The sequence below is a fragment of the Shewanella sp. SM32 genome, from assembly GCF_025654235.1.
Taxonomy (GTDB): domain Bacteria; phylum Pseudomonadota; class Gammaproteobacteria; order Enterobacterales; family Shewanellaceae; genus Shewanella; species Shewanella oncorhynchi.
Genome location: NZ_JAKKRO010000032.1, coordinates 1 through 12,789, shown reverse-complemented (window position 1 = coordinate 12,789; position 12,789 = coordinate 1). Strand labels below are relative to the sequence as shown.

The following is a 12,789-nucleotide window of genomic DNA, read 5'->3' as shown; positions in this document are numbered from 1 at the left end:
ATGATTATTAAAAAGCTGGCTTGTTCTATACTACTTGCGCTGACTTTTGTGTCGGCTTTCTCCTTTAGTGACGATACTGAGTTATATGTAAAAGAATCAACAACTCGAACGGGCGCAAGACCTAAAGTGCTCGTTATATTTGATAACTCAGGAAGTATGTCGACTGAAGAAATTACTCAGGTTGTAGATTATGACCCTAACTATGACTACCCAGCCGTAAGTGGTTCTGGGTATAGTGATACTCTTATTTATTATGCTGTTGGCGGTGGAGGATTACCCACCCCTGATACTAGCTCTGATAAGCGTAATTTTAAAGCTAGTTTAAATGGATGTAGTCAAAGCAAAGCTGCATTAGCAGAGTTTGGTCGTTTTACTGGGTATATAAGAGAGTTCACATCAAGTGGTACTACTGGTGTTTGGAAAGAACTACCTGAAACAAACGGTACAGCAATAAAAGTAATTGATTGTTGGGAAGATATTTCTCAAATAAATCCGAGTAATTCATCATCATATCCTAATGGATTTCCTGCTAACGGGGTAACAACGGGGTCAGGTAGTAAAAAGAAAGCGTATCCATATTTTACTTCCTCACTACCAGGAACAACTTGGACCAATGCTTTAGCCGCAGCAAATAATACTGACTTTGGTGTTGGACAACCTATTACCTTGTACACTGATAATTACCTAAGATGGTACGGATTATCTAAAGCGGGAAAATTACCAACGGTAAAAATTTCAAGACTAGAAATTGCGAAGAAAGCGATTTCTAATATTATTAGTTCAACTCCAACAGTGGATTTTGGACTTGCTGTATTTAATTATAATTATCCAAATGAAGGTAATCGAGACGGTGGTCGAATTGTATCTGGCATTACTCAGATGACGGATAGTACGCGTGCTAGTTTATTATCTACTATTGATAGTTTGCCAGCAAAAACAAATACACCACTATGTGAGACTATGTATGAAGCTTACCGTTACTTTGCAGGTAAGGGCGTTAAATATGGTCATAGTGATACTGATTATGGCTCGTATGTAGGAAATAAACCCCCGTATGATAGTTCAGTGGAGAAGAGTGGTAACTACGCAAGTCCATTTAAAGTATGTACGGATATTGCTTATGTTATCTATGTCACTGATGGCTCTCCAACAGTTGATAAAAATGCGAATAATGACGTTATTAGTTTAACTGCCACTGGAAGTAAGGAAGGGGATTACTCTTCATTTTCTAAAAATCTAGATACAGCAAGCTATTTGCCCGCATTAGCTAGTTATATGTTTAATAACGACTTAATTAACAAATTGGACAGTTCAAATACTGAACAAATGCAGAATGTTCGTACTTATACTATTGGTTTTAGTAAAGGTGCAGAAGATGCCGCACCTTTACTTGCTGAGACGGCTAAAAGAGGTGGTGGTTTATATTTTGCTGCTCAGAACAGTCTTGAACTACAGAATGCACTTAATGATGCGTTATCAAATATTTTGAATATTGATTCAAGTTTTACATCTCCAAGTATTGCTAGTAATAATTTTGATAGGACTCAGACATTTGATGCCGCTTATTACGCTATGTTTCTCCCAGGCAAAGGACCTCGTTGGAGCGGTAATTTAAAAAAATTAAAAGTAACCGCAGATGGAACATTGGTTGATAGTAAAGGGAATGCAGCTATAGCAGATAACGGCAATATTAAAGATGGTGCCTGTACTATATGGTCGGATTGTGTTGCGCAAAAGGATGGGAATAAAGTTGAAGTCGGCGGAGTCGCGGCACAAATCAGAAAGCAAGAAGTTAGGAATATTGTAAGTAACTTAAATGGGGCCTCCAGTTTAACGCCTTTAACACTTGCTAATGCACAAACTGCAGCAGGCGGTGATGCTGCGCTAGCTAGCTATATGAGAACTAGCGTAGATGAGCTTGCTAATACGTTAAATTGGCTTAATGGGATAGATGTCGACGACGATAATAAAGATGGTAGTACGACAGATAAACGTAATGATGTTATGGGTGATCCTCTTCATTCTAAGCCACTTGCACTCAATTTCGGCACAAAAAGCGCGACTGATATTCGTATCATGCTTGGCACTAATCAAGGTGTTGTGCATATGTTTAAAGATGCGGGCGAATCTGTATCAGAGACTTGGGGCTTTATTCCCTATGAGTTATTGCCTAATTTAACAGAACTGAGAAGTAATGATCCTTCAGGTGTACACACAGTATACGGAATGGATTCATCTCCAGTTGCTTACACAGAAACTGATGCTGAGGGTAAAGTGATTAAAGCATGGGTCTATATGGGGATGCGTCGAGGTGGCTCGTCTTATTATGCCCTCAATGTGACAAACCCTGATAGCCCTTCTCTAATGTGGACTATTAATCCATCAACGGATGGTTTTTCTGATCTTGGACAAACATGGTCTGAGCCTATAGTGACGAAAATCGTTGGTTATGAAAAGCCTGTACTCATTTTTGGTGGTGGCTACGATGTTAGTTTTGATGCAACTCCTTCATCTTCTCCGGTCGGTCGTGCGGTTTATATTGTCGATGCAGAGAAGGGAACTTTGATTCATTCATTTGGTGGCTCTGCATCGGGTGCAACAGTACTTTCGGGTATTCAGGATAGCATTCCAAACTCAGTCGCCGTACTTGATAGTAATAATGATGGGTATACAGATAGGATTTATGCCTCCGATGTCGGTGCAAATGTCTGGCGCATTGATCTTCCAAGTGCAAGTAAGTCGAGTTGGAGTGCATTTAAATTTGCTTCTTTAGGTGGTACTGATAGTAATAATCGTCGTTTTTATGCAGAACCTGTTGTAGCACAAACGATGTTTACTAATTTATCCGAAGTTAAGGTGACAACAGAGAGTGGTACTACTACGACTAAAACTTATCAAAATGTTCCCTATGATGCGGTGGTGATTGGAAGTGGAACGCGACCCCACCCATCATCTACTGATATCAATGATATGTTTTTTACATTGCAAGATCGTAATGTGGTGACTAAGAGTTTTACTGGCGGTGATATTCCCGAGGCGATCACAATCAATGATCTCTATGATGTGACTTCTAATGCACCTGCGTCTGAAGCCGACAACATAAGTTTCGGTAAAAAACTCGGCTGGTTCTATGATTTTAGTGGTCTAGGTGAAAAGAGTTTAACAGCTGCCTTGATTGTCCAAGGCAAAGTTTATTTCACTTCTTATTCTCCCCCTGCAGACTCGGTTGCCGATAACGTGTGTTTGGTGTCTGGTTCTGGCAAATTATATCCGTTCGATCTGCACAAAGGAACGAGATCCTTTTCTCAATTATATTATGAACTGGGTGAACGTGTACCGGATACACCGCAGATTGTTATTCCTGCACCTGAATCCGGTAAAGATCCCTATATCTATATTATTGGAGTTGGTAAAGGTGAGAAAAATGAAAATGGGGATTATACAGGAACAATCAACGTTGCTTCTGGGTTAGGTGTTAATAAAATTTATTATCATATAAATGAATGAGTTATTAATTTATGAAGGTTCAACTTAAAGGTTTTACCCTGATAGAGGTGATGATCGCCGTCGTGATCATTGGTATTTTGGCATCGATTGCATACCCTTCTTATACGCAGTACATTGCTCAGAGTGCAAGATCAGAAGGGTTAGCTGCTTTGATGCGTATAGCAAACTTGCAGGAACAGTATTATCTCGATAATAAAAAATATGCTACTGATTTAACAAAACTTGTAGGGGCCAACCCTTATATCACTGAACACAAACATTACTCTGTATCATCAAGTGGTGCATCAAGCTTTACGATTAAGGCAGTTGCTCAAGGGGTTCAGGCTAGCCGTGATGCCTCGTGCTCTCCTTTAACAATATCAGATACTGGGGCAAAAGGTCCGAGTGCGGAGTGTTGGAAATGAAATTAATAAACCTCTTTATAACGGTGGCTTTCTTACCAAGCTTAGTTTGGGCTGACTCTGGAGCAACAGTCAGCGAACAAGACTTCAAATGCTACATTACATCAAAGAAAAGTGCTGAGATTGCCTTCTATCATTGGAAGAGTAGTGAAATGAATGTGAGAATGGCTAGCCTTGTTGGTACTACTCGCCAATCAAATGATGGATCGAAATATTACATCTATAGTGTTGAGGAGTGTGTCGCATTAAACGCTGAATTTACTAATACTAAGGCGCAAGTTTTGGATAAGTTAACACCTAGATAAACATCAGCATGTATTTTTAAATGTTAACAACGAACGATTTAAGGATAATATTATTTTAGGGTAGTGAACGGTAGATTTAGTCTCCCATAGTTTATGTGCAGCTTTTCCCATCTGCGCCCTCTTTTATTAAACCTGAAGTGCTAATGTTGATGCTTTTAGAATTGTCACTTTGCCCATTTGAACAATAGATAATTGATGTTTCAACTGAGACTAAACCATCGGGTGTAAAATCAATTTTTTTATCGGCGGGCCCTAATAGGGAAATTACATCGTGTGTATTGAAACTATCTATCACTTTCAATACATTCTTGGCACCTCCATTGTCAATATATACACTGAACCCCTTATTCCAGTCTGTGCCGCATGGTGATGCCGCGTATGGGCAGACTGTTACTGTTGCGCCATAGTTGACAGCTTGGTTTCTTGCAAAAGCAAACACATCACTAATTTTTCGTATTTCATTAGCGCTGCGTGTCCCTTCGTATAGCGACGTAAGTGATGGAACCCCTATGGCTAGTAGGATTGCTGCTACGGCAATTGTGACCATCAGTTCGACTAAGGTAAATCCTCTTGAAATAATTAACATGTAGCTATCCTCGTTAAAACTTAGCTAAGTATATGCGAGGAGACTCTAATGGTCAGTATCTATTCTATATTTTCAATATACCCAATAAATTGATTTTCTTGCTTTTATATAATTAAATTATAATAGGGAGTATATATTTAAATTTAATCGCAATTGATATTCTTTGCGGTAGAAAGGCGAACTCTACCCGCCTGATTAACAACGATTGCACGGGAATTTTTGCTATCAATTGTTCGTGGGCAATACTTGAAAGTACCATTACTTCCAGAAGCTAACCCATCAGGTTGAAATTTTATCGAACTTTTATTGTATGTTAAAAAATCTTTCGAATCGAATTCATCAATGACCCTAATAATTTTATCGTTAGCATCGAAGCTTTCGACTACACCTGTATCAATGAAAATTGTTAATCCCTTTTGCCAATCTTGAGTACATTTCCCATTTACGAGTGGGCATACTGTGACCCTATAGCCATAACTAACAGCTGTATTTCGCGCAAATTGAAGTGTCTGCTGGATAGTTTTAATATTGGTATCAGCTCTTATCTGATCGCTGAGATCGGTCAAGGAAGGAGCTCCAACTGTTAACAAGATTGTTGAAATTGATATCGTAGTGATAAGTTCTATCAGGCTAAAGCCTTTTCGATGGGAGTTCATAACAGATCCTTGTTATTTTTCGCTTGCATCCCGCGAGCGAGTTAGTGCTGGCTAGAATGTAAGTATAAAATCTGAGGCAATATTCATAGTACTTTTTTTAGACTTTTATGTGCTAAAAGCGATTTTATAGAAACTGTGTTTTATGAGTAAAGCACTACATTCACTTCAATATTGACGTAACCCCGTGTAAGCTAGTGTTATTCTGTTTGTTTATGTTATTGCAAGGGATGAGGAATTTTTAATGAAAAAAGTTGAAGCCATTATTAAGCCATTTAAGTTAGATGATGTGCGCGAATCACTTGCAGAAATTGGTATAACTGGGATGACGGTACTGGAGGTTAAGGGTTTTGGTCGTCAGAAAGGGCATACAGAGTTGTATCGTGGTGCCGAATATATGGTGGATTTTCTGCCAAAAGTAAAAATAGAGTTAGTGATCCAAGACGATCTGCTCGACCAAGCAATTGATGTCATTGTTGAAACGGCCCGCACAGGCAAAATTGGTGATGGTAAAATTTTTGTCACTGATGTTGAACGTGTTATCCGTATTCGAACGGGTGAAGAAAACGAAGAAGCGGTATAAACTGCTTACGAACGATTCTAAAGGGCCTAGTGGCCCTTTTTTGTTGCCTAAGCATATGGAAAAACTAAATAGTACTGCTGGGTTTCTGAAATATCTTTAATGGAAAATCGCCTGTTTTACTCAACTAATGTAGTTATCTCTTATCTGTAACATGGTATAACTTAGCCTCGCAAATGAGTTTTATGAGGTTGTCATTTTGGCTACAAAAAGAATAGTGATCGTGGGTGGTGGTGCTGCTGGTTTAGCGCTTGCATCGAAGTTGGGCCGTAAATGGGGCGGTAGTGATGTCGTCGATGTGTGCTTAATTGATAAAAGTCCTATTCATATATGGAAGCCTAAATTACACGAAGTCGCTGTTGGTGTGATAGATCAATCTATTGAAGGTTTACTCTATCGCGATCATGGACTTAAAAACGGTTATCGCTATATTCGTGGTGAGATAGAGCAGTGTGAGCCGGATGCTAAATCGATTCAGTTAGCCGCAGTCTATAATGATGAAGGCGAGTTGCTCTTAGAGCAGCGACAAATCGATTATGATTTTTTAGTGCTTGCATTGGGTGGAGTTTCTAATAGTTTCAATACATTAGGTGCTGATGAGCATTGTATTTTCTTAGACAGCCTTGAAAATGCCAATTTATTTCATCATAAATTACTCGACGCTTTACTTCAATTAAACGAAACGCAAGAAAGAGTCAGCATTGGTATTGTCGGTGCGGGTGCGACAGGGGTTGAATTGGCAGCAGAGCTTCATCATGTCATTGAGTCTGTTAAAGAGTACGGCTATCTGAATATCGCTAAGCATCATCTTGATGTGCATTTGATTGAAGCGTCCCCCAAAATCCTTCCTCAATTACCAGAGCGTGTAAGCGCTAGGGCTCAGGCTGTTCTTGATCAGATTGGTATACGTTTACATATCGGTGTTCAAGTTAAAGAAGTGACTCGTGATGGTTTCATTACCCAAGATGGCGATGTGATTAAAGCAGGCTTAAAAGTATGGGCTGCCGGTGTCAAAGGACCAAAAGCATTTCAGCATTTTGCAAAACTGCCCATTACTCCGCGAAATCAGGTAGAAGTTGATGATTGTATGCGAGTGAAAGGTCATCAAGATATCTACGCCCTTGGCGATTGCGCTCTATTGATCCAAAGTTCTGGCCAGCCTGTTCCACCAAGGGCGCAAGCAGCAGCTCAGATGGCTGATACCTTGTTTGATAATATCGTTAATCGATTACAAGGTAAGCCTGAAAAGGCCTTTATTTATAAAGATTACGGCTCATTAGTTTCTTTAAGCCGCTTCTCTGCGGTAGGCAATTTAATGGGGAACCTACGCTCTGGCACTTTCTTTGTTGAAGGCCATATAGCAAGATTGATGTATATCTCTTTGTATCAGAGGCATTTAGCCAGCCTTTATGGTTGGTTTTCGGCAATTGTGTATCGAGTGGCACAAAAGTTATTGAAGTGGCAGCGTCCGAAGCTCAAATTACATTGATTTCTATGTGATTTAGGAGATAGAAAGAGAGCATATATGCTCTCTTTTTTATTGTTTAGGAATTGCCGACGAGTCACGAATGATAGGTTCAGGAGTAAAGGTTCTAGAATATATGGCATCTTGCTCGCGACGTTTTGCTATTAATAATTCAGTAGCAACCTGAGCTATTTCTGCGTTTGGCTGATGTACTGTGGTAAGTTTAGGCCAGGTTTGACGTGAGAATGGGCTATCTTCGAAACCGACAATTGATAAATCAACGGGTATGTCTAAACCCGCTAAACGAGCCGCAAAAAGTGCACCAGCGGCAATTTCATCGTTACAAGCAACAATCGCCGTCGGGCGATTTTTTAGTTTGATGAGCTTGTTAGCACCATCAACACCGGACTCAAATGAGTACTTTCCTTCAATTATGTAGTTTTCATTCAGCTTTAGGTTATTTATTGTTAATGCCTGTTTAAAACCAAGTAATCGCTCTTTGGTGGATTCATGGTGTAAATCTCCGCTTAAAAAAGCGATATGCTTGTGGCCTAAATCAATCAGATGCTGGGTGATTTGAACTGCACCGAATTTATCGTTGACTAAAATAGTCAACCCATTCTGATCGTTGTCCTTTTCTCCCGCAATAATGCGCACATAGTTAGCATCAATTTCAGTGAGTGCTTTGAGTACTTTAGGATCTTCTGACAAGGGAGGTGTTAGTACTAATCCTGCGAGCCTAGAATATTTGACTAGTGCTGTAAGCTCATCACATATGGTCTCTGATTTGGCATTGCAAGGGTGGATGACAAGTTCATAGCCCTTGTCTTTACAGGCTGACAAGATCCCATTTTGCATATCAATAATATAGTAAGCGTTTGGATTATCGTAAATAAAACCAATAGCATAGGATTTAGTTCCTGCTAGATTTCTTGCTGCTAAATTAGGTTGGTAGTTAAGTGCTTTTATCGCCTCGTTCACTTTGTCAACGGTGGCCTGCTTCACTGAAGGTTCGTTATTGGTTACACGGGATACTGTCTTGATAGACACTCCAGCATATTTAGCTACGTCGTTGATAGTGACTTTCATTGATGTAAAAACTCTTTGTCTAAGGTCGCGAGGGGTTAACTGTTCTATGAACGTAAATTCTTTACCTGCAATTTACAAGCTTACATTTTTTATCAGTTTTTTCTGACTTATACATCTTATAGTGCGAGCTTTTGATGTGCTTAGCAATCCTGAATTGTTACAAATTGGCGTTAATTTATCATTGTTACAATTATGCTGGGAGTTGTAAATTTACGTCATAATATTAAAGCTCATGTTTTATAATGGTTTTTAATAAAACTACTGATTCAACATTCTGCTTTATGACATTTTTTTGCTTCCATCGTTATTTTGTTGTGGCAAGGCTGTTAATTATTGTGTAATGTTTGCACTAGACATGACAGCGTTGTCATTCCGCGGGGAATGGTTATGAATACTAAAACGATAATAAAGTTATGGAAGGGAAACGAGATGCGACCATCAACCTTTAAGAAAACCGTACTAGCTACAAATATTGCTATCCTACTTGGCAGTGCTGTATCCATCAGCGCTGTTGCTGCAGACGCCGTGACAACCACCGCAGCACCTGAAAATATTGAAAAAATTGAAGTTCGCGGTATTCGCGCTTCCCAGCAAGCTAACTTAAATGCTAAACGCTTCTCAGACAGTACTGTGGATGCGATTACTGCTGAAGACATTGGCAAATTTCCGGATAAAAACGTTGCAGAATCTCTGCAACGTATTCCTGGTGTCACGATCCAGCGTCAATTTGGTGAAGGCGCGGGTGTTTCAATTCGTGGTGCGGGTCAAGATCTGACTTTGACAACTCTGAATGGACAAAACGTAGCTTCAACAGGTTGGTTTGTTCTTGAGCCTGCAAAACGTTCATTTAACTATGAATTATTACCATCTGAATTAGTTGGTAACTTAGAAGTCTATAAATCATCCCAAGCGGACTTAGCTGAAGGTGGTGTGGGTGGTACTGTTGTAGTTAATACCCGTAAGCCATTGGATATGGATTCAATGACTTTCTTTGCTTCTGCTGAAGCTCAATATCAAAGCGATTCGGGTGAAACAGATCCACAATTTTCAGGCTTAGGTAGCTGGAAGAATGATGATGAAACTTTTGGTGTATTAGTTTCTGGCGTTATGCAAAATCGTAGCTTGCAGCGTCAAGGCGATGAAGCGTTTTGGGAATGGGGTGCTGGCCCTGTCGCATTTGAACAAGAGCGCGAACGTTCAGCTATTGCTGCAACATTCCAGTATGCCCCGTCTGATTCATTAAACTTTGTGTTTAACGCGATGGACATGCAAATGGCCGCGGACAACACCAACTACGCATTATGGTTTACGCAAGCTGACACTTCATGGTCAGGTGCTCCTGGTTCTGGTGCTTGGGATAACACGGAATGGATTGGTGGCTGCGGTTTATGTGGTGGTGATAAGCCAGATGCATCACAGTCAGGTTCTCAAGTTGCAGGCCCTGTTAACTTAGCATATTGGCAAGCTCGTCCTCGTGAAGCGACAATGAAGTCTCAAGTTTTCGACTTGAAGATGGAATATAGCGGTGATGGATACCAGTTTACGACTCAAATCGGTGATACAAGTTCTACTGGTGGTACCGATTTTGAAATGGTTGTTGAAGATGGTCTGGGTGGTACAGCATTAAATGGTGCGACTTACGACTTTACCAATGGTCATCAAACTTGGGATTTAAATGGTTTTGATACAGCCACTTATGATCCAGGTTCGCTTGCAATGGGTACTGGCAGTAACTTTAATAAAACACCAAAAACAGATGATGAAACTTATATTCAAGCAGATATTAAGTTTGATGTAGATCTAGGTGTGGTTAATGCCATTAAAACGGGTCTGAAATATGCGAAGCATAATACAACTAGTCGACGTTTTGACTTTGTACAAGCCGATGACTTTAATCCTGTCATATCAACAGCAGGCTTAAATACTGGTACTTTTGCTGTAGGTACGAGTGAATACGATATTATTCGTTTTGATCCAGATGCACTAAAAGATTGGGCTAAATCGAGCATCATCGGTGAGACTGAAGATTTTGGTTCATACCGTGAAATTGATGAAGATAACTATGCTGCTTATGTGATGGCTAACTTTGCATCAGAAGGTGTACGCGGTAACTTTGGTGTGCGTTATGCGGGTACTGAAGCGACCTCAACGTACTATGTTGATGGTAAGAAAGCCGATGCTTCAGCTAATTATGGGGAATGGTTACCAAGCTTAAACGTAGCATTCGACTTAGCACCTGATCTCATATTGCGCGCATCAGCGGCTCGAGTTATGGCTCGTCCACAGTATGATGACATGTATGTTAACCCTAACGTTTTAGGTGCAAATGATGATGTGCCTAATAACCAAAAATGGGTTGTTGGTAATATCGGGTTAAAACCATTTATTGCTAATCAAATAGACTTAGGCATTGAATGGTATTTCAATGAAGAGTCATTACTTTCTGCGGCTTTGTTTATGAAGGATGTTAAAAACTTCGTAACCTTTAGTGAGTACCATGCAGATAGCGCCGATATCCCATTTACTGGCACGTTAAAACCTGATGAAGTTGCTGGTGGTTGGACTGTGCAAGAGAAAGCCAATGGCGAATCGGCGACAATCCAAGGTTTAGAGCTGCAATATCAACAAGACTTTGGGAACGGCTTCGGCTCAATTGTTAACTACACTTATACTGATAGTGAAACTAGCCCAAATACATATACAGATCGCAACCCGTTCTTAAGCGATAGTTCAAAGCACTCATATAACTTAACTGGTTATTTTGAAAACGATTTGTTCCAAGTTCGTTTAGCATATAACTGGCGTAGTGAATATATGATCCGTGAAACTGGTTCATACGGTAATCGTTTACACGATGCATTTGGTAGCTTGGACTTGAGTGCAATTTGGCATGTTACTGATTATATGGATATTAAACTTGATGGTAATAACCTGTTAGAAGAAGGTTCACGTCAGTTTGGTAACAATCAGTTCCAATCTAATCTAAGTGGTTTTACGGATGGCTTCCCTGTATTTGAATACAACATGGCCCGCCGAATTACATTAGGCGCTAGCGTACGATTCTAATCTCGATTTAACTCATGTATAAATGAAAAAGGGAGCTTGCTCCCTTTTTTTATATCTCAATAATATTCAATCAGAAGAAGCCCTCAAGGAGCTCATATGACTAATTCAATCACCCCACTTGACTCAGCAAAACATGCGCACCTGAAAGTGACTCCTACCACTTATGAACATGTTGCTGCGCAACACTTACTACCCATTTCAATTTATGAGTTTGCCTTTGCTGCTGTAGATGCTCCTGTTGTTTTTGTTAAACATAGTGAAACAGGAGAATATCAGTCCGTAATTATGCTTGGATTAAAACCTGGACAGAATTTGAAGCAAAAAGATGGCAAATGGTTAGGGCTGTATATTCCAAATATACTTAAAAACTATCCGTTTGGTTTAATGTTGAGTGCTGAACAGCAGGATAAAGTATGGGTGGGGATACGAGAAGAAAGCGCCCATGTGAGCACTGATAAGGGAAATGCATTGTTTGAAGGTGGAGAGGAAACTGCGTTTTTAAGATTGCGTAAAGACAGTATTATAAAAAACTTCGAACAAGAGCAAATGAGTAAGGCAATTATTGCATTTTTGGCACAAAAAGAATTATTTTCTCCCCAAAGTCTTACTGTTGACATTAAAGGCGAAAAACGCGGCATAAATGGTATCTATTTCATCGACGAAGCTAAGTTAAATCAACTCAACTCAGATGAGTTCTTAGATATCAAGCGACGGGGCCTTTTAGCGCCGATTTACAGCCATTTGAACTCATTGCATCAAATTAATCGCCTAGCGAAAGAAGAAATCGAATTGAGCGTTTAAGTAATCAGCAGGCATAGATCATGACTTCAAGAAAAGAAATAAAGAGTGTCGTCATTGTTGGTGGCGGAACTGCAGGTTGGATTTCTGGAGGGTGTTCATAATTCTGTGTCAGGTTAGTTTCACAGATCGATATATTCGTCCAAACGGCCTTCGAAGTGGATTGATAGCTGCGATAGCGTCAAATTCCAATTCTGAACAGGGTGACTCCAGCGTTCGGAGGCCTTTAATATACCCGCGTAAAGCAGCTTAAGTAAACTGTTCTCGTTGGCAAAGCCGCCCTTGGTTTTGGTCAGTTTTCTAAACTGACGATGCACTGCTTCCACTGCGTTAGTGGTG

The 12,789-nt window shown here is 40.0% G+C and carries 10 protein-coding genes and 1 pseudogene; 7 read left to right on the top strand and 4 right to left on the bottom strand.

Going from position 1 to position 12,789, the window contains the following annotated elements; all coding sequences use genetic code 11:
* The 3 genes from L5M10_RS13795 to L5M10_RS13785 are packed head-to-tail and all read left to right on the top strand — an operon-like array spanning position 1 to position 4,213.
* Positions 1–3,507 (top strand): pilus assembly protein, encoded by a 3,507-nt coding sequence (locus L5M10_RS13795; RefSeq protein ID WP_263236558.1) that lies wholly within the window; start codon positions 1–3, stop codon positions 3,505–3,507.
* A gap of 11 nt (positions 3,508–3,518) precedes the next feature.
* Positions 3,519–3,911: a type IV pilin protein gene (locus tag L5M10_RS13790; protein ID WP_131525276.1), complete on the top strand. Its 393-nt coding sequence runs from the start codon at positions 3,519–3,521 to the stop codon at positions 3,909–3,911.
* Entirely contained in the window at positions 3,908–4,213 is a 306-nt protein-coding gene (locus tag L5M10_RS13785; RefSeq protein WP_113941310.1) for a TapY2 family type IVa secretion system protein, read from the top strand. Before L5M10_RS13790 ends, L5M10_RS13785 begins: the two co-directional genes overlap by 4 nt.
* A gap of 91 nt (positions 4,214–4,304) precedes the next feature.
* On the opposite strand, the gene L5M10_RS13780 is transcribed toward L5M10_RS13785, so the two are convergent.
* The gene (locus tag L5M10_RS13780) at positions 4,305–4,799 is read right to left on the bottom strand and encodes a GspH/FimT family pseudopilin (protein WP_113941309.1); all 495 of its coding nucleotides are present in this window, start codon (positions 4,797–4,799) and stop codon (positions 4,305–4,307) included.
* Positions 4,800–4,942: 143 nt separating this feature from the next.
* Positions 4,943–5,455 (bottom strand): GspH/FimT family pseudopilin, encoded by a 513-nt coding sequence (locus L5M10_RS13775; RefSeq protein ID WP_263236553.1) that lies wholly within the window; start codon positions 5,453–5,455, stop codon positions 4,943–4,945.
* Between the two features lie 241 nt (positions 5,456–5,696).
* Here L5M10_RS13775 and glnB point away from each other — a divergent pair, with 241 nt between their 5' ends.
* Both glnB and L5M10_RS13765 read left to right on the top strand, forming a co-directional pair.
* Positions 5,697–6,035: a nitrogen regulatory protein P-II gene (glnB, locus tag L5M10_RS13770; protein ID WP_028760911.1), complete on the top strand. Its 339-nt coding sequence runs from the start codon at positions 5,697–5,699 to the stop codon at positions 6,033–6,035.
* Between the two features lie 196 nt (positions 6,036–6,231).
* Positions 6,232–7,521, top strand: coding sequence for an NAD(P)/FAD-dependent oxidoreductase (locus L5M10_RS13765; RefSeq protein ID WP_028760910.1), 1,290 nt, complete (start codon positions 6,232–6,234; stop codon positions 7,519–7,521).
* Between the two features lie 48 nt (positions 7,522–7,569).
* Here L5M10_RS13765 and L5M10_RS13760 read toward each other — a convergent pair whose 3' ends face one another.
* Positions 7,570–8,586 (bottom strand): LacI family DNA-binding transcriptional regulator, encoded by a 1,017-nt coding sequence (locus L5M10_RS13760; RefSeq protein WP_131525952.1) that lies wholly within the window; start codon positions 8,584–8,586, stop codon positions 7,570–7,572.
* Positions 8,587–8,973: 387 nt separating this feature from the next.
* Here L5M10_RS13760 and L5M10_RS13755 point away from each other — a divergent pair, with 387 nt between their 5' ends.
* Positions 8,974–11,652: a TonB-dependent receptor gene (locus L5M10_RS13755; RefSeq protein WP_411568905.1), complete on the top strand. Its 2,679-nt coding sequence runs from the start codon at positions 8,974–8,976 to the stop codon at positions 11,650–11,652.
* A 96-nt stretch (positions 11,653–11,748) separates the two neighbouring features.
* On the top strand, positions 11,749–12,453 hold the full coding sequence (locus L5M10_RS13750; protein ID WP_263236548.1) for a SapC family protein: 705 nt from the start codon (positions 11,749–11,751) through the stop codon (positions 12,451–12,453).
* 119 nt (positions 12,454–12,572) lie between these two features.
* Here L5M10_RS13750 and L5M10_RS13745 read toward each other — a convergent pair.
* Positions 12,573–12,789, bottom strand: a pseudogene (locus tag L5M10_RS13745) (IS256 family transposase); the annotation flags it as partial.

Excerpts from the sequence above, each read along its gene's own strand:
- L5M10_RS13795 (WP_263236558.1), top strand. The coding sequence starts at position 1 with ATGATTATTAAAAAGCTGGCTTGTTCTATACTACTTGCGCTGACTTTT.
- L5M10_RS13790 (WP_131525276.1), top strand. The coding sequence starts at position 3,519 with ATGAAGGTTCAACTTAAAGGTTTTACCCTGATAGAGGTGATGATCGCC.
- L5M10_RS13785 (WP_113941310.1), top strand. The coding sequence starts at position 3,908 with ATGAAATTAATAAACCTCTTTATAACGGTGGCTTTCTTACCAAGCTTA.
- L5M10_RS13780 (WP_113941309.1), bottom strand. The coding sequence starts at position 4,799 with ATGTTAATTATTTCAAGAGGATTTACCTTAGTCGAACTGATGGTCACA.
- L5M10_RS13775 (WP_263236553.1), bottom strand. The coding sequence starts at position 5,455 with ATGAACTCCCATCGAAAAGGCTTTAGCCTGATAGAACTTATCACTACG.
- glnB (WP_028760911.1), top strand. The coding sequence starts at position 5,697 with ATGAAAAAAGTTGAAGCCATTATTAAGCCATTTAAGTTAGATGATGTG.
- L5M10_RS13760 (WP_131525952.1), bottom strand. The coding sequence starts at position 8,586 with ATGAAAGTCACTATCAACGACGTAGCTAAATATGCTGGAGTGTCTATC.
- L5M10_RS13755 (WP_411568905.1), top strand. The coding sequence starts at position 8,974 with ATGAATACTAAAACGATAATAAAGTTATGGAAGGGAAACGAGATGCGA.
- L5M10_RS13750 (WP_263236548.1), top strand. The coding sequence starts at position 11,749 with ATGACTAATTCAATCACCCCACTTGACTCAGCAAAACATGCGCACCTG.